This is a genomic window from Rhizobium gallicum bv. gallicum R602sp (assembly GCF_000816845.1).
GTDB lineage: Bacteria > Pseudomonadota > Alphaproteobacteria > Rhizobiales > Rhizobiaceae > Rhizobium > Rhizobium gallicum.
In genome coordinates this window covers 253,069-267,317 of sequence record NZ_CP006877.1, presented here as the reverse complement: position 1 = coordinate 267,317, position 14,249 = coordinate 253,069, and the positions used below count along the sequence as shown (strand labels likewise).

The window sequence follows — 14,249 nt, the reverse complement described above, 5'->3', positions numbered from 1 at the left end:
AATGGAATCAAGCGGTTTTTGTCACCGCCTATGACGCGCGTTTTATCCTAAACGGAGTCCTGCTTTTCCGCTTTGCGGCGGGGGGCGGCACTGCTATATGGCGCGCATGAGCACCAAACCGACGACTCCGCTGTCCCACATCCGCAATTTCTCGATCGTGGCCCACATCGACCATGGCAAATCGACGCTTGCCGACCGTCTGATCCAGACGACCGGCGGCCTTGCCGATCGCGAAATGTCCGAGCAGGTGCTGGACAACATGGACATCGAGCGCGAGCGCGGCATCACCATCAAGGCGCAGACCGTGCGCCTGCACTACAAGGCGGATGACGGCGAGACCTACATCCTGAACCTGATCGACACCCCCGGACACGTCGACTTCGCTTACGAAGTCTCACGCTCGCTCTCGGCCTGCGAAGGCTCGCTGCTGGTCGTTGACGCGTCCCAGGGCGTGGAGGCGCAGACGCTTGCCAATGTCTACCAGGCGATCGACAACAACCACGAGCTCGTCACCGTCCTCAACAAGATCGACCTACCGGCGGCAGAACCTGAGCGCATCAAGGAGCAGATCGAGGAAGTGATCGGCATCGACGCTTCCGACGCGGTACTGATCTCTGCCAAGACCGGTCTCGGCATTCCGGCTGTGCTGGAAGCGATCGTCCACAAGCTGCCGGCACCGAAGAGCCCGGGCGGCGAGAAGGCGCCGCTGAAGGCACTGCTCGTCGATAGCTGGTACGACGCCTATCTCGGCGTCATGGTTCTGGTGCGCGTCATCGATGGCGTACTGACCAAGGGCCAGACAATTCGCATGATGGGCACCGATGCCAAGTATCAGGTGGAACGCGTCGGCGTGCTGACGCCGAAGATGGTCAATGTGGATTGCCTCGGTCCTGGCGAGATCGGTTTTATCACCGGCAGCATCAAGGAAGTGGCCGACACCCGCGTCGGCGATACCATCACCGAGGACAAGCGGCCGACTGCAGAAGCGCTGCCGGGCTTCAAGCCGGCCCAGCCCGTCGTCTTCTGCGGCCTCTTCCCAGTCGATGCTGCCGATTTCGAAGATCTGCGCGCCGCGATGGGCAAGCTGCGCCTCAACGACGCCTCCTTCTCCTTCGAGATGGAATCTTCCGCAGCCCTCGGCTTCGGCTTCCGCTGCGGCTTCCTAGGCTTGCTTCATCTCGAAATCATCCAGGAACGCCTGGAACGCGAATTCGACCTCGACCTCATCGCAACCGCGCCTTCCGTCGTCTACAAGATGTACATGACAGACGGTACGGAGCGCGAGCTGCACAATCCGGCCGACATGCCGGATGTCGTGAAAATCGCCGAGATCCACGAACCCTGGATCAGAGCCACAATCCTGACGCCGGACGATTATCTCGGCGGCATCCTGAAGCTCTGCCAGGACCGGCGCGGCATCCAGATCGAACTTACCTATGTCGGCACGCGCGCAATGCTGACTTACGATTTGCCGCTCAATGAAGTTGTCTTCGATTTCTACGACCGGCTGAAGTCGATTTCGAAGGGCTACGCCTCCTTCGACTATGCGTTAAGCGACCACCGCGAAGGCAACCTCGTGAAGATGTCGATCCTCGTCAACGGCGAACCGGTCGACGCCCTGTCGATGATGGTGCACCGGACGGCGGCTGAAAAGCGCGGCCGCGACATGTGCGAGAAGCTCAAGGAGCTGATCCCGAAGCACATGTTCAAGATCCCGATCCAGGCCGCGATCGGCGGCAACGTGATTGCCCGCGAAACCATCTCAGCGCTGCGCAAAGACGTGACCGCCAAGTGCTACGGCGGCGACGCCACCCGCAAGCGCAAGCTGCTCGACAAGCAGAAGGCCGGCAAGAAGCGCATGCGCCAGTTCGGCAAGGTAGAAATCCCACAGGAGGCGTTCATCGCGGCGCTGAAGATGGGCGACGAGTAGATCCTTTTCCCTTCGAAGTTATGCGCAATTTCCTGCGCATAACTTCGGAAGGACTATCGCCGTGCACCGCCTGTCCGAAAGGCCTCGAATCGGTCTCTCGATGCTCAGATCGTCTCCTCCGCACGCCAACTCAATGTCAACATCTACCGTGCCGCGGAAAACGGGATCACCCGCGCGATCAAAGCCGAGCGCGAATGCTTGCGGCGAGAATGCGGAGGCGATAGCCGAAGCAGATGCTTGCGTTGAAACGCACGGGCTACCGTTTGTGAAGTACGGCAAATTTCATGGCCCGCTTTCAAACCCCTGAAAAAGCAAGGAACCATCCCGCTCCACTGTAGCCGCGGGAGATTGCGTCGGCTTGCAAACGGTCGCAGTTCCTACAGTTTCCAGTAGTAGACGGCGAATCGTCTTTGGCCTATCGATGGACCCATGCGATCGTCCTTGGAACATCTGCCGGAAGAAAAGCAGCGCGAGCTTGCCCGCGTCGTTGCGATCATCCATGAGGAGTTCGCCGACGCCCTGTCAGGCACGTCTGCGGCCTTCAAGAAGCGCGGTCGGATCTTAAAAATCATTTTGTTTGGTTCGTATAGCCGCGGCACCTGGGTCGACGAGCCGCACACGATGAAGGGCTACCGCTCCGACTACGACATCCTGGTGATCGTCAATTCCAAGCAACTGGCCGAACCGCAATTTTGGGACAAGGCGACCGACCGGCTGATGTGGGACAAGGATGTGAAAACGCCGGTCGGGCTGATCGTCCATGGCGCCCGGGAAGTGAACAACTTTTTGGCCGACGGCCAGTATTTCTTCGTCGACATCTTGCGCGAGGGCATCGTGCTCTACGAGCTCGACGACCGGCCGCTGGCCGAACCAAGAAGGCTTTCCGCCGTCGATGCATACAGGGTGGCGAAGGAGCATTTCGAGAGGCGCTACCCGGAGGCTCAATTAACCCTTCGGACCGCGCAATGGCAGGCCAGCCAAATTGGTGAAGCGACCGAATGGGCACGTCTGGCAGCGTTTAGTCTACACCAGGCAAACGAGCATGCTTTTGCGACGGCGCTTCTCACGCTGACCAATTATAGCCCGCCATCGCACAACCTGAAATTCCTACGCGGGCTGGCCGAAGATCAGGACCGCCGGTTGATCGACGCCTGGCCGCGCGACCAGCACCGCTATACCGCCTGGTACAACATCCTCAACGAAGCCTATGTGAAGGCGCGTTACTCGAAGCACTTCGAGATTACCGACGAAGCGCTTGCGTGGCTGGTCGAGCGGACGGAGCATCTGCACCGCCTCGTCGAGACGATCTGCAAGGAGCAGCTGGTCGAGCTGGAGCGGGCGAGCGGCAGCTCTGCAGGCTAATGCGTTTCGCGAAACAGTGCATATTTGCCAGAAGAAGGCTGCTTCGGTCGCATCAGAAAGAACACCACAAATTGGGCCGCAAAGCAGTTTTCGGCAGTTCCGATTCAGAACGCTTGGGAATCCGTGAAATCAAGAGATTGTTGATGAGCGCGGACGAAGTAGGCCGGGTTGGCGACGAAATTGCTGCCGAGCCGGATCTCCTGTTCCAGGGCCTCTAAGCCTCATCCCCGCGCCACATACTCCTTCACCAGCCCCTCATAGGCATTCATTTCCGGCAGCGTTTCAAAGCTATACACCGCACCGGTTTCGGCGAATGACAGCTTCTCCCTCGTCCAAGTCTCGATGAACGGTGTGAACCAGGTTGTATCATCCAGCATGGTGGCACGCAGGTTGACGAACCAGTCCATGCCCTCGGGCCGCGTAAACATCCAACTCATGCAATGCGGGCAGAAATAGTGCCGTGTTACGCCATGCAGGCCGCCGATCACGGGTTCGCCCCGGGTCACTTCGAAGCCTTCCGCCGGAATTGCAGCGCTCAACGAATAGGCGCTGGACGACATTTTCTGGCAGCCGGTGCAATGGCACGCCATGGTGAGCAGCGGCTTTGCGCTGATCTTGAGCCTGACTCGGCCACAACGGCAGCCACCTTCCCATGGCAGGTTCTTATTGCTCATCGGCCAATCCTCCAGGTTCGCCCATAATCTAGCGTCATCCGACGTCAATCAAGGCCACGGCCGATATGCATCGCAATCACTTATGGATTCGCGCCGGATTGCCGACGACCGTCGCACCGCTCGGTACATCTTTCGTCACAACCGCGCCTGCGCCGACGATTGCGCCGTCCCCGATCGACACGCCGCCCAAAATGGTAGCGCCGCCGCCGATCCAGACATCCTCCCCGATCGAAACCGGCCGCGCCATCTCGATCCCGGCTTTGCGAAGAGCTGCATCCTTGTGATGTTCCGCACAATAGATATGCACGCCCGGCCCCAGCATGGACCGCTCGCCGATTGCCACCGTTCCCGAATCGAGGATGGTACAGCCGGCATTGAGGTAGACGCGACTGCCGAGGGCTATGTTCACACCATAGGAGCAATGAAACGGCGCCTCGATGAAAGCGTCGGCAGGCGCCTTTGCAAAGAGCAGCGCCAGCGCCGGTGCCATATTGCCGCGTTCGTCCGGCGGCATCGTGTTGTGCTGGTGAACGGCCCTTCGCGCCAGCTGGCGCAGCCCCTCGAGCTCGCCATCAAGGCAGCAATACCACTCGCCAGCCGTCATCTTGTCCCGCTCGCTCATCTGCCTCTCCCGGTGCTGAACGCCTATTAAGCGGACCGTGCCGCGCAGCACCATAGCTAACTTCGCGACATGAACATGCGACGGCCTTTCCGCGCAAGCCGGACGTTGCGAAGCGGCCACGAAGGCCTTAAATCGAAGCATTGCAAGGAATCCGCCGATGACTGAAAAAGCCCGTGTGACGATCCTCTACTGCACCCAATGCAACTGGCTGCTGCGCGCCGGCTGGATGGCGCAGGAATTGCTGCACACCTTTTCTGATAGCCTCGCCGAAGTGGCGCTCATTCCTGGTACGGGCGGCAATTTCGAGATTCGAGTCAACGACGACCTCATCTGGGAGCGCAAACGCGACGGTGGTTTCCCGGGGCCGAAGGAACTCAAGCAGCGGGTGCGGGACATCATCGAACCCGGCCGCGATCTCGGCCATGCCGACCGCGTTTCGCTGGAGAGCTGACCCTCAGTCGAAGGGCGAATTGCAGGTCTTGTAGATGCCCTCGTAGGTCACAAAACGATCGGTCCTCGGATTGTAGGTCCGATACTGATTTCGGCACCATTCGACATGCATATCCTTCGCCGGCGGACGTATCCGGCGAATTGGCGGCGGATCATAGGAGAGCTGCCGCCTGGGCTGGGCGCGCGGTTGGTAATAGGTCGGCCCTCTCGCTTCCGGCGGACGATAGTTCGGCTGGACATAGGCCGGGCGGTGCCACTGCTGCGGCCCGAAGCCGAAGCAACCGCGATAATCGCAGTAGGTCGATTGCACGTTGATGATCGCCGGAATACGCTGTTGCAGCGGCGCAAGCGGAGGCGCGGCACTGGCCGCAAGCGGCACGAAGCCGATGACGGAGCCGAAGATGATCGTTCGAAGAGCAGACATCACTGATTCCTTTCTGCTGCTGCAGATATAGAACACCCGCCGCCGCATGGCATCCACCACAAGATCGAAAGCCGTTCAGTTCGGCGTGATCGCCCGGTTTTGGCGTGTTAGGGAGGCATATTCGCTCTTTTTTTCAGCCTGTCAGGAAAACTTCAAAAAGCCAGTTGACAGCAAAGAGCCACCCCCTTACATGGCTCTCCGTCGCCCAGATGGCGGAATTGGTAGACGCGCCAGCTTCAGGTGCTGGTACCCGAAAGGGTGTGGAGGTTCGAGTCCTCTTCTGGGCACCATTCCATTACAAAGATAGCAGAAAGAGCCGATGCCAACGGCCGTGGTCTCGTGACCTCGCTGTCTTACCACCTCAGAAATCGTGATCCAAGCAGCGCGCCGATGGCTGTCACTGCCGCGATTGCCGCGGTGTACCAGACTGCGAGAAACAGCGGGCTGTCGTCCGTGCAGTGCAAGGCATAAAGCGCCGCCGCTATGCTGCCGGCGGCAAGGCCTGCTGCAGCACCGGCAAGGCTTGGGTGTTCCGCAGCGCCGTTTTTCAGCGCCCAGAGGAAACCCGCAAGCGGCGCGAGCGACAGGACCGGGATGAAGAACAGGCAGAAGCGTGCGTTGCGGCCGAGCATCGCCGTTTCCCATAAATCCTGCGGAATGGCCGACAATTCGGCCGCAGTGCCAGCTGCCAGCAGGATCAGCGGCACGAACAGCGCCAGGCTTGAATGTCTCAACGGCACGCCTGGACGGCCTATGCGAAAGACAAGCCTGCAAGCGGTGACGGCGAGCATCAGGGTCAGGACCATCTTGAAGAGCACGCGTGCCGTTTCGATCGCGCTTGCCATGTCGTGACGGATACCGACGGCCGAAAGAAGCAACGCCGCAGAGACTGCGACGCCGATCAGCAGCGCACCCAGGAGCAAGGGACCAAGCCGCGTGCGGATGGGCGCGTCTTGTGCCAGGAGGCTGATCAGGTCATCGGTCTTCACTCGTCTCACTCCGATACAATGCCGCCAGCGACTTCAACGCCCGGTGCAGCGCGACGCGCACCGCACCTTCGCTCATTCTCAGCCTTTCGGCCGTTTCGCGAACACCTGCTCCCTCGATCGAAATCGAGCGCACGATATCACGCTGCGGATCCTTCAGGCGATTCAACATATGTTCGGCGTCGAGCCGATCCAAATTGCCCGCCTGTTCTTCCGCTTCGAGCGTTGTCATCACGTCGTCGATGGGCACATCGATGTGACGGCCGCGGCGGCGCAGGCTGTCTATCAGCTTATTGCGCACGATCGTCGACAGCCAAGGGCCGATCGGGCGAGCCGGATCCCAGGTTCCGCGCTTCAGGTGAACTGCAAGCAGCACCTCCTGCACGACATCCTCCGCCTCGCCTGCCGGCGCGCCAAACTGATCGCAGCGCCTGCGGGCCATGGCGCGCAGATGAGGTGTCACAGCGCAAAGAAAGCGGTGATAGGCTTGCGCATCGCCATCCATGGCGCTGCGCATCCAGCCTGCCCATTCCTCTTCCCGTGCTGAATATTTCACCCGATATCATCCTCTACGAGAGGGCACACATCTTTGTTACCGCTCGTTCGAAAATATTTCGCGGTAGCGGGCGAGCCTTTGTTCTCAGGCGTTTTCCCCTGCAATCGCGCAGACGGCAAGCCGGGCCGGCAAAAAAATCGCGAGAAGCGCTGTAACATTCCGTCGACTCCCTCCGTAGCCCGCAATGCAAGCCAATCACGGCTCGCCATTCTTACGGAGATGAATAATGAAAAACAGCATCGTTACGTTGGCTCTCGCAGGCTCGCTCGCCTCGGCGCTTGCAACTGTTGCCGCTCCTGCCGCTTCGGCTGCGGACAACAAGGAAAAGTGCTACGGCGTTTCCATGAAGGGCCAGAACGACTGCGCGGCCGGACCCGGGACCACTTGCGCCGGTACCTCGAAGGTCGACTATCAGCAAAACGCCTGGAAGCTCGTTCCAGCCGGAACCTGCGAGGCGATGAAGACGCCGAATGGTCACGGCTCGTTGAAGCAAGGCCCGGCTCCGGCCTGAGACCCCAAAACATCCGAAAAGACCGGCGGCGCCGATTATCAGCACCGCCGTCCCCTACCAGGAGAGATCACATGAAGGCGTCAGGACTTCCCCGTAGCGCCGGCGTCGGCTTCAAGCCGCAACATTTCGCCGACATCAATGCTGAACCCCAGCCGATCGGCTTCTTCGAGGTACATGCCGAGAACTATATGGGTGCTGGCGGGCCACCGCACGCCCAACTTGGCAAGTTGCGTGAAGATTATGCGCTTTCGATCCACGGCGTCGGCCTTTCGATCGGCTCAATGCAGCCACTCGACAGGGAACATCTTGCCCGCGTGAAAACCGTCTGCGACCGCTACGAGCCGGAGAGCTTCTCCGAACATCTCGCCTGGTCGACGCACGATACAGTCTTCCTCAATGATCTCCTGCCGCTGCCTTATACCGAGGCAACCCTTGTGCAGGTCGTCGAGCATGTCGATGAGGTGCAAAACACGCTGAAGCGGCAGATGCTGCTCGAAAATCCCGCCACCTACCTGCTCTTCGAGGAAAGCACGATCGAAGAGACCGATTTTCTCGCCGAAGTCGCCAGGCGGACCGGCTGCGGCCTGCTCCTCGATGTTAACAACGTCTTCGTCGCCTCCACCAACCATCATATGGACCCGCGCGATTATCTCGCCCGCTTTCCAGTTCAACGGGTTCGCGAAATCCACCTGAGCGGCCATTCGGAAACGGTCGACGATGCGGGGGCGCGATTTTTGATCGATTCGCATGACACGCCCGTAAAGGATCCCGTCTGGGCGCTCTATGAGGAACTGATCATGCGAACCGGGCCGATCGCAAGCCTGGTGGAATGGGACAACGACGTGCCGCAATGGCCGGTATTGCGTGCCGAAGCACAGGCCGCCGATGCGATCCTTAAGGGCGCTGCGCGCCGAGCCGCATGAGGTCTTCTGTGTCAACCATTACGCAAAGCAACTTCGCAGCAGCACTGACCGACATCTCCCTGCCGGTTCCCGAAGGGTTGACCGCCTGGGATGGCCCGCGGCCGGAGCGCCGTTTCGGCGTCTATCGCAACAATGTGACAATCGGCCTGATGGGGGCGCTCGCTTCGCGGTTTCCAGTGGCGGAAAAGATCGTCGGCAATGCGTTCTTTGCCGCGATGTTGCGTGAATTCATTCGGCTTCATCCGCCGCGCTCGCCGCTGCTTCTGGCATATGGTGATGACCTTGCGGAATTCGTCGAACGCTTCGCGCCCGCCAGGGACATCGCCTATCTTGCGGATGTGATCCGTCTGGAAGCGGCGCGAGGACGAGCCTATCATGCGGCAGAGGCGGCTCCGTTGCAGGCCGAGCGACTGGCCGCAATCGATCCGGATCGCCTCGCCGAACTGACATTCGTCGCCCATCCCTCCCTGTCAGTCCTCACATCCCCTCATCCGATTGTGACCATCTGGGCAATGAATGTCGGCGAAATGGAGCTTCGGCCGATTGAAAACTGGACCAGCGAGGACGTGTTGGTGGTCAGGCCACGTGCGCGTGTCGAAGCGCATCGTCTGCCGGCCGGCGGAGCGACCTTCCTATCGGAGCTTGCGAAGGGTACGGCACTGGCTGCCGCCGTAGAGCGCGCCACAAAAGCGTCGCTGGATTTCGATCTTTCATCCAACCTCGCCGGCGCGCTGCAGGCCGGCGCCTTCATCGACGTGCGCTGGAACAGCGCGGGAGACAATCATGACTGACGAGAGCACCATGACAACGATAGCCCCTCGCGGCCTTCCGCAGAAACTCAACGGTTTGCTGCATCTCCTCGATTACATCCCGCACGACCTGATCGCCCTGATTTCGCGCATCTCGATCGGCGCAGTATTCTGGCAATCCGGGCAAACCAAGGTCGACGGATGGCGCGTTGCCGAAACCGCAGTCTATCTGTTCGAGACCGAATACCGGCTGCCGTTTATCAATCCCTGGCTCGCCGCGCATCTTGCAGCTTTCGCCGAGCACTTCTTCCCGGCGCTTCTCGTCATCGGATTTGCAAGCAGGCTCTCGGCACTAGCACTTCTCGTCATGACGCTGGTGATCGAAATCTTCCTCTATCCCGATGCATGGCCGACACACGGCACGTGGGCCGTCTGCTTCCTGGTCATCATTGCAGGCGGACCGGGGCGCGTCTCAATGGACTACTTCATCGCGCGGTATTTTTCCCGCACGGCATGAAGCGTCAGCGCACGGGCTGATAGTGGCCTCTTGCGGGCACTTGCGTTCCTTGGCTCACGTAACCGTCGCGGTCGCATACGTAGACGGTGGTCGGCATGCCGCCGGAGCGGAAGATCCAGTCCCCATTGCGCCGAATGCCGCGCGTTTCGGTGCGGCAGACATATTGTTCCTCATCCTTCTTGTCGGGCTGAGACTTTACGCCGGGGAGATCGGGATAGGGATAGAGCGGCTGAGCGGCTGCTTTGCCCGCCCGGCTCCAATCCGTCGCAAAAGCCGGCGCGGCGATCAGGCCGCTGACGACAGAAAGGGCAGCGAGCAACATCGGCAGGGATCGCATATCGGTGACCTTTCGTTGCAGGACGGGCTCCAGCGACATTCGTCTTCAAATTTAGGAAGCAGCCATGCAGCCATCAAGCGGTAGACCGGGCACAACAAATTGATTTGGTAGCCCTTTACCGCGGGGCCTCCCGGCGGAAATAGCTCCGAATGACCGGATGCCCAAAGAGGCTTGCGAGGATCGCAAAGGCCGCGCCGGCGGCAAAGCCGGTGAAGAGCCCGCCGATAACGCCGGCGATCAATAGAATCTTCTTGCCGGGACCGTCCGGTTTCGTTGGCGGTTCGGCTTCTGAAATGACCCGGATGTTGCTCTGTGGAAGGTTCTGCTCCTCGGTCGTCTGACTGGAGCGCTTCAGGACGGTCTCGTAAATTTCCCTGGCGGCCGTCGCCTTGCGCTGCAGTTCGTTAAGCTCGACCTGCTTGTCGGATGTGGTCGCCTGCAGCGCCTTTTGAATGTTCAGTTCCCTGGCAATCGCCTCCTCGGCCTTTGCCGCCTGCTCAAAATCGGCGCGCGCCGAAGTCACCATGCGCTGCAATTCGCCCTTGATCTCGCCCGAAATGCTCTGCAGTGACGAGCGGGCGGCCTGCAGTCGCGGATGACGAGCGCCCATCTGGCTCTCGAGGCTGCCGACCGCTGCGGCCTGAGTGGCATATTGCTGTCGAAGGCTCGCGAGCGACGAGTTCACAGAATTGCCGTCCGTTTGGCTATTGGCGACGACATCCTCGAAGCTCATGTTCGCGGCCGCATCCGCGCGGGCCTTGGCCTGAATTGTCTTTTCCTGCGCAGTCAGCAGCAGCGTATTTAGCGAGGCAAGACGCTGGTCGGAAATCAGATTGCCCTCCGTCGCCGCCATATCGTTGTCGGCGCGGAAGGTTTCGACGGCCTGCTCGGCCTCCTGCACTTTCTGGCGCAAATCGGTCAAACGAACATCCAGCGTCGCCGTGGTATTTTCGTATAGACCTGTCGAGGCACTGCTTTCCTCTTGCATGAACGAGGTCACGACCTGGTTTGCAAGCTTGGCGGATTTCTCCGGATTGTTCGTCACGGCTGTCAACGATACGACATAGGTGCTGCTCTGGCGGGTGATCGTAAGCGACTTCTGCAGGGCGCTGACTACAGCCGCGTCGTCGCTCCGCCCGCCGTTGAATTCCGGATCCTGCGCAAGCTTCATGGTATCGGCAACCCGGCGCAGCACGTTGCCGGACATCAGGATCTGCACCTGGCTGTCGATCATCGACGAAATCATCTCCGGCGAGATCGTCGATGATTGTGTCGCCAAATCTGCAAGGCCGATCTGGCGCGGATCGAAATAAAGGCTTGTGCTTGCGGTGAACTTCTGCGGCAGCGACGGCAGCAGTGCTGCGCCCGCCAAAGCGCCGAGCGCGGCCAGTCCGAGGACAATCAGCCTTCTGTTCCAGATCGCAAAGATGGCCGATCGCATATCAACAAGCGGCGCATCAGTATCGACGGAAACCGGCGCTGCGCGGACAACGGCACGCTCGGGCTGCGACGGCAAAGGCTGTGTCTGGCGCAAGTCCTTTTCGGGAGGAATGGGCGACGGCGGCGCCTCCGGCTCGGGAAAGGATTTTGCGAAATCACCAGGCCTTAAGACAGGCGCGCGCGCGGCAGAGCTTTCCGGCGCGGTTGGCGCAGGCTCGTAGCTTCGCCAGCTAGGCAGCCGACTAACTCTGTTCCTGTCAAATTGGCTCATAAACACACTCGTGACCCGCCGACGCAGATCTTTGGCGGAGGTAGACCGACTTTAGAAATCCTTAGCTAACGGAGCGTTAAGATACCCTACCCGATATTGCCGGAACATGGCAGAACTCTAGAAAGCGAGATCGATGAAAGCCGCGTTATCGCCCTGGCGCCGCATGCTGACGATCGCCGCGGCAGCAATGCTGCCGTGGCACGTCGGCCTTGCCGAAGCGGCGGGTCCCTGCTTTCGTGGCATCAATCTTTCCGGTGCGGAATTCGGCAATCCGGGTGGAGAGATTTTCAAGGATTATGCCTACCCCTCCGAAGAGACAATCGGCTACTTCAAGCAGAAGGGGATGAATATCGTTCGATTGCCGTTCTTGTGGGAGCGCCTGCAGCCTGAACTCGGGCAGCCACTGAACGACGCCGAACTCCAGCGCATAAAGGATACGGTGGCCCTTTTGCGCAAGCATGAGATGACTGCCATTCTCGATCCGCACAATTATGCCCAGTACAAGAAAACGCAGGTCGGGACACCGCCGGCGACGACCCTGGCATTTTCAGATTTCTGGACTCGGCTTGCTTCCGAATTTGCCAATCAGGACGACGTGATTTTCGGGCTCATGAACGAACCCCACGACATTGCCAGCGACAAATGGCTTAGCGCAGCCAATGCGGCGTTCCGCGGCATCCGGGCGGTCGGCGCCAACAATCTCGTCCTCGTGCCGGGCACGAAGTGGACGGGCGCCCATTCCTGGCAGTCCGATGGCCCAGGCGGGCCGAACGGCACTGTGATGCTCGGCGTCAAGGATCCGCGCAAGAACTTTGCCTACGAGGTTCACCAGTATTTCGACAGCGATTCTTCCGGTACGCATGACGAATGCTCCGGCAATGAGAACGCCAGGAATGCCATCATCCGCATGTCCGAATGGGCACGCGAGCACGGCACCAGGGTGCTCTTAGGCGAATTCGGCGTTTCGCAAGCACCCGAATGCGTCGCCGGCTTGAAGACGGTTCTGGATACGATGCAGGAGAACGACGACGTCTGGCTTGGCTGGACCTATTGGGTGGCCGGTGACTGGTGGCCGGCGAGCGAGCCCTTGAACGTGCAGCCCCACGACGGCCATGAGCGAAAGCAGATCGCGGTGCTGGAATCCGCCGCCAAGGCGCCTTCTCCTGCCGAGGACGCGTGCCGGACAATGGGCAGGTAGCGGCGATGGAACAGCCAGATGCAACAACGAAGGAACCTATCGACTACGGCATCCTGGCCGTCGGCGTGCTGTCGGTCACCTATAATTGCCTTCTCGCCTTCATCAACCACAACATCACGCCGCTTGCGTCGTCGCATGTCGCCCTCAGCGAGATCCTGCTGCTGATCTACAGTTTTGGCTTTCTTTTAAAGAGAGGCCTTTACGAAGAAGACCTCGCGCCGCTTGGCTATTTGCTGGCGACGATCTTCCTCACCGTCTATGTGATCGCGGTCAACCGCGCAGGTTATATCGACCACCTGCGCAACGTGCTGATCATTTTCGCTTTCGTCATCATGGGCCGATGGACGAACGAACGAACGCTGAAGCTGATTTTCAAGATATGCAGCGTTGTGGTGCTGGCGGTGCTGATCTGCGAGATTGTCTCGGTGCAAGCCTATGTGGCCCTGTTCCATCCGGCTGAATATTTCGAAAACACCCGCGGCGTGCCCCGCGCCACCTATAGTGACATCGGGCTTTTTCGCGGCGCGCTCGGGTTCCCATCCCGATTTTCCTTCGGGATTATCGATCACCGGTCCTCATCGATCTTCCTGGAACAGGTGTCACTTGCCAATTTCTGCGGCGTGCTGGTCATCTATCTCGTCAGCTTTTCCAATCGCCTGAGATTGTTCGACCGGCTGCTCTTCGTCTTCACCGTCATGCTGATCCTCATTACCAACGACACGCGTACGATGCTGATTTTCAGCATGGCCTGCCTCGCCGGCTATTTTCTCTTTCCGTGGATTCCGAAGATCTGCGATCTGTTGATGATGCCGATGATTATCGTCATGGGCTTCGTCATTTATGCATTCCGTCCCGATGCCCATGAAGACGACTTCGTCGGCCGCATCAGCGGCACAATCCGGAACATCATCGCAATGGATATCCCGGCGGCGCTCGGCCTTGAACTCGAGAAAGCCACGACTTTCGTCGATAGCGGCTACGTCTACATAACCTATGGCGCGACGATCTTCGGCCTCATCCTCTTCTGGCTGTTCGTCTCCTTTTTCCCGGCAGGCGAGACGCCGAACCAGAAGCGGCTTGCCCATTCGCTGTCGCTCTTCATGTTCCTGAACCTGATGATCGGCTCCACGGCGATCTTCTCCATGAAGACAGCCGGCCTCGTCTGGCTGCTCGTCGGCTTCCTGAAGGTCAACGAGGGCGTGCGAGGGAAACGCGCTGCCGATAAAGTAGGCATGTCGGTTTCTGCCTGAACGGCTGCGCGGCGGGGATACGCGACGGCGCAGGCGGAACGGACTCTCG

Annotated in this window: 16 protein-coding genes, 1 tRNA gene and 1 pseudogene; 11 read left to right on the top strand and 7 right to left on the bottom strand. The window is 59.8% G+C overall.

Annotated elements, in window-relative coordinates; genetic code table 11:
* Positions 1–97 precede the first annotated feature (97 nt).
* The 3 genes and pseudogenes from lepA (at position 98) to RGR602_RS01295 (ending at position 3,292) form a co-directional block, all read left to right on the top strand.
* Positions 98–1,930, top strand: coding sequence for a translation elongation factor 4 (lepA, locus tag RGR602_RS01300; RefSeq protein WP_039843598.1), 1,833 nt, complete (start codon positions 98–100; stop codon positions 1,928–1,930).
* A gap of 108 nt (positions 1,931–2,038) precedes the next feature.
* Positions 2,039–2,237 (top strand): annotated as a pseudogene (locus RGR602_RS35235) (type II toxin-antitoxin system CcdA family antitoxin).
* Positions 2,238–2,359: 122 nt separating this feature from the next.
* Positions 2,360–3,292 carry a nucleotidyltransferase and HEPN domain-containing protein gene (locus RGR602_RS01295; RefSeq protein ID WP_039843597.1) on the top strand — a complete coding sequence of 311 codons (933 nt, stop codon included), beginning with the start codon at positions 2,360–2,362 and terminating at the stop codon, positions 3,290–3,292.
* 221 nt (positions 3,293–3,513) lie between these two features.
* Here the strand turns inward: RGR602_RS01295 and RGR602_RS01285 are convergent, their stop codons facing one another.
* Together RGR602_RS01285 and RGR602_RS01280 are read right to left on the bottom strand one after the other, a co-directional pair.
* Complete coding sequence (locus RGR602_RS01285) at positions 3,514–3,966, bottom strand: GFA family protein (protein ID WP_039843595.1); 453 nt, start codon at positions 3,964–3,966, stop codon at positions 3,514–3,516.
* A 76-nt stretch (positions 3,967–4,042) separates the two neighbouring features.
* Positions 4,043–4,588, bottom strand: coding sequence for a sugar O-acetyltransferase (locus RGR602_RS01280; protein WP_039843594.1), 546 nt, complete (start codon positions 4,586–4,588; stop codon positions 4,043–4,045).
* A gap of 157 nt (positions 4,589–4,745) precedes the next feature.
* Here RGR602_RS01280 and RGR602_RS01275 point away from each other — a divergent pair, with 157 nt between their 5' ends.
* Positions 4,746–5,039 (top strand): SelT/SelW/SelH family protein, encoded by a 294-nt coding sequence (locus tag RGR602_RS01275; protein WP_039843593.1) that lies wholly within the window; start codon positions 4,746–4,748, stop codon positions 5,037–5,039.
* Positions 5,040–5,042: 3 nt separating this feature from the next.
* On the opposite strand, the gene RGR602_RS01270 is transcribed toward RGR602_RS01275, so the two are convergent.
* Positions 5,043–5,462 (bottom strand): BA14K family protein, encoded by a 420-nt coding sequence (locus tag RGR602_RS01270; RefSeq protein ID WP_039843592.1) that lies wholly within the window; start codon positions 5,460–5,462, stop codon positions 5,043–5,045.
* 203 nt (positions 5,463–5,665) lie between these two features.
* Between RGR602_RS01270 and RGR602_RS01265 the strand changes: the two genes are divergently transcribed.
* A tRNA-Leu gene (locus tag RGR602_RS01265) sits at positions 5,666–5,752 on the top strand.
* Positions 5,753–5,815: 63 nt separating this feature from the next.
* Here the strand turns inward: RGR602_RS01265 and RGR602_RS01260 are convergent.
* Entirely contained in the window at positions 5,816–6,451 is a 636-nt protein-coding gene (locus RGR602_RS01260; protein WP_039843591.1) for an NrsF family protein, read from the bottom strand.
* Positions 6,438–7,004 (bottom strand): sigma-70 family RNA polymerase sigma factor, encoded by a 567-nt coding sequence (locus RGR602_RS01255; protein WP_039843590.1) that lies wholly within the window; start codon positions 7,002–7,004, stop codon positions 6,438–6,440. Before RGR602_RS01255 ends, RGR602_RS01260 begins: the two co-directional genes overlap by 14 nt.
* A gap of 226 nt (positions 7,005–7,230) precedes the next feature.
* Between RGR602_RS01255 and RGR602_RS01250 the strand changes: the two genes are divergently transcribed.
* The 4 genes from RGR602_RS01250 to RGR602_RS01235 all read left to right on the top strand — a co-directional run bounded on the left by RGR602_RS01250 (position 7,231) and on the right by RGR602_RS01235 (position 9,704).
* Positions 7,231–7,515 (top strand): BufA1 family periplasmic bufferin-type metallophore, encoded by a 285-nt coding sequence (locus RGR602_RS01250; protein WP_039843589.1) that lies wholly within the window; start codon positions 7,231–7,233, stop codon positions 7,513–7,515.
* Positions 7,516–7,586: 71 nt separating this feature from the next.
* On the top strand, positions 7,587–8,438 hold the full coding sequence (gene bufB / locus RGR602_RS01245) for an MNIO family bufferin maturase (protein WP_039843588.1): 852 nt from the start codon (positions 7,587–7,589) through the stop codon (positions 8,436–8,438).
* Positions 8,439–8,446: 8 nt separating this feature from the next.
* The gene (locus RGR602_RS01240; RefSeq protein ID WP_039843587.1) at positions 8,447–9,229 is read left to right on the top strand and encodes an HvfC/BufC N-terminal domain-containing protein; all 783 of its coding nucleotides are present in this window, start codon (positions 8,447–8,449) and stop codon (positions 9,227–9,229) included.
* Positions 9,222–9,704 (top strand): DoxX family protein, encoded by a 483-nt coding sequence (locus RGR602_RS01235; RefSeq protein ID WP_039843586.1) that lies wholly within the window; start codon positions 9,222–9,224, stop codon positions 9,702–9,704. Before RGR602_RS01240 ends, RGR602_RS01235 begins: the two co-directional genes overlap by 8 nt.
* 4 nt (positions 9,705–9,708) lie before the next feature.
* Here the strand turns inward: RGR602_RS01235 and RGR602_RS01230 are convergent, their stop codons facing one another.
* A complete protein-coding gene (locus tag RGR602_RS01230; RefSeq protein WP_039846577.1) occupies positions 9,709–10,041 on the bottom strand; it encodes a hypothetical protein in 333 nt (110 codons plus the stop codon).
* Between the two features lie 115 nt (positions 10,042–10,156).
* Complete coding sequence (locus tag RGR602_RS01225; protein ID WP_039843585.1) at positions 10,157–11,752, bottom strand: GumC family protein; 1,596 nt, start codon at positions 11,750–11,752, stop codon at positions 10,157–10,159.
* A 133-nt stretch (positions 11,753–11,885) separates the two neighbouring features.
* Here RGR602_RS01225 and RGR602_RS01220 point away from each other — a divergent pair, with 133 nt between their 5' ends.
* Both RGR602_RS01220 and RGR602_RS01215 read left to right on the top strand, forming a co-directional pair.
* On the top strand, positions 11,886–12,950 hold the full coding sequence (locus RGR602_RS01220) for a glycoside hydrolase family 5 protein (RefSeq protein ID WP_039843584.1): 1,065 nt from the start codon (positions 11,886–11,888) through the stop codon (positions 12,948–12,950).
* A gap of 5 nt (positions 12,951–12,955) precedes the next feature.
* Entirely contained in the window at positions 12,956–14,200 is a 1,245-nt protein-coding gene (locus RGR602_RS01215; RefSeq protein ID WP_039843583.1) for a hypothetical protein, read from the top strand.
* Positions 14,201–14,249: the final 49 nt, after the last annotated feature.

Coding starts and splice junctions, on each gene's coding strand:
- RGR602_RS01280 (WP_039843594.1), bottom strand. CDS start 4,588: ATGAGCGAGCGGGACAAGATGACGGCTGGCGAGTGGTATTGCTGCCTT.
- RGR602_RS01285 (WP_039843595.1), bottom strand. CDS start 3,966: ATGAGCAATAAGAACCTGCCATGGGAAGGTGGCTGCCGTTGTGGCCGA.
- lepA (WP_039843598.1), top strand. CDS start 98: ATGGCGCGCATGAGCACCAAACCGACGACTCCGCTGTCCCACATCCGC.
- RGR602_RS01225 (WP_039843585.1), bottom strand. CDS start 11,752: ATGAGCCAATTTGACAGGAACAGAGTTAGTCGGCTGCCTAGCTGGCGA.
- bufB (WP_039843588.1), top strand. CDS start 7,587: ATGAAGGCGTCAGGACTTCCCCGTAGCGCCGGCGTCGGCTTCAAGCCG.
- RGR602_RS01220 (WP_039843584.1), top strand. CDS start 11,886: ATGAAAGCCGCGTTATCGCCCTGGCGCCGCATGCTGACGATCGCCGCG.
- RGR602_RS01275 (WP_039843593.1), top strand. CDS start 4,746: ATGACTGAAAAAGCCCGTGTGACGATCCTCTACTGCACCCAATGCAAC.
- RGR602_RS01235 (WP_039843586.1), top strand. CDS start 9,222: ATGACTGACGAGAGCACCATGACAACGATAGCCCCTCGCGGCCTTCCG.
- RGR602_RS01215 (WP_039843583.1), top strand. CDS start 12,956: ATGGAACAGCCAGATGCAACAACGAAGGAACCTATCGACTACGGCATC.
- RGR602_RS01230 (WP_039846577.1), bottom strand. CDS start 10,041: ATGCGATCCCTGCCGATGTTGCTCGCTGCCCTTTCTGTCGTCAGCGGC.
- RGR602_RS01270 (WP_039843592.1), bottom strand. CDS start 5,462: ATGTCTGCTCTTCGAACGATCATCTTCGGCTCCGTCATCGGCTTCGTG.
- RGR602_RS01250 (WP_039843589.1), top strand. CDS start 7,231: ATGAAAAACAGCATCGTTACGTTGGCTCTCGCAGGCTCGCTCGCCTCG.
- RGR602_RS01295 (WP_039843597.1), top strand. CDS start 2,360: ATGCGATCGTCCTTGGAACATCTGCCGGAAGAAAAGCAGCGCGAGCTT.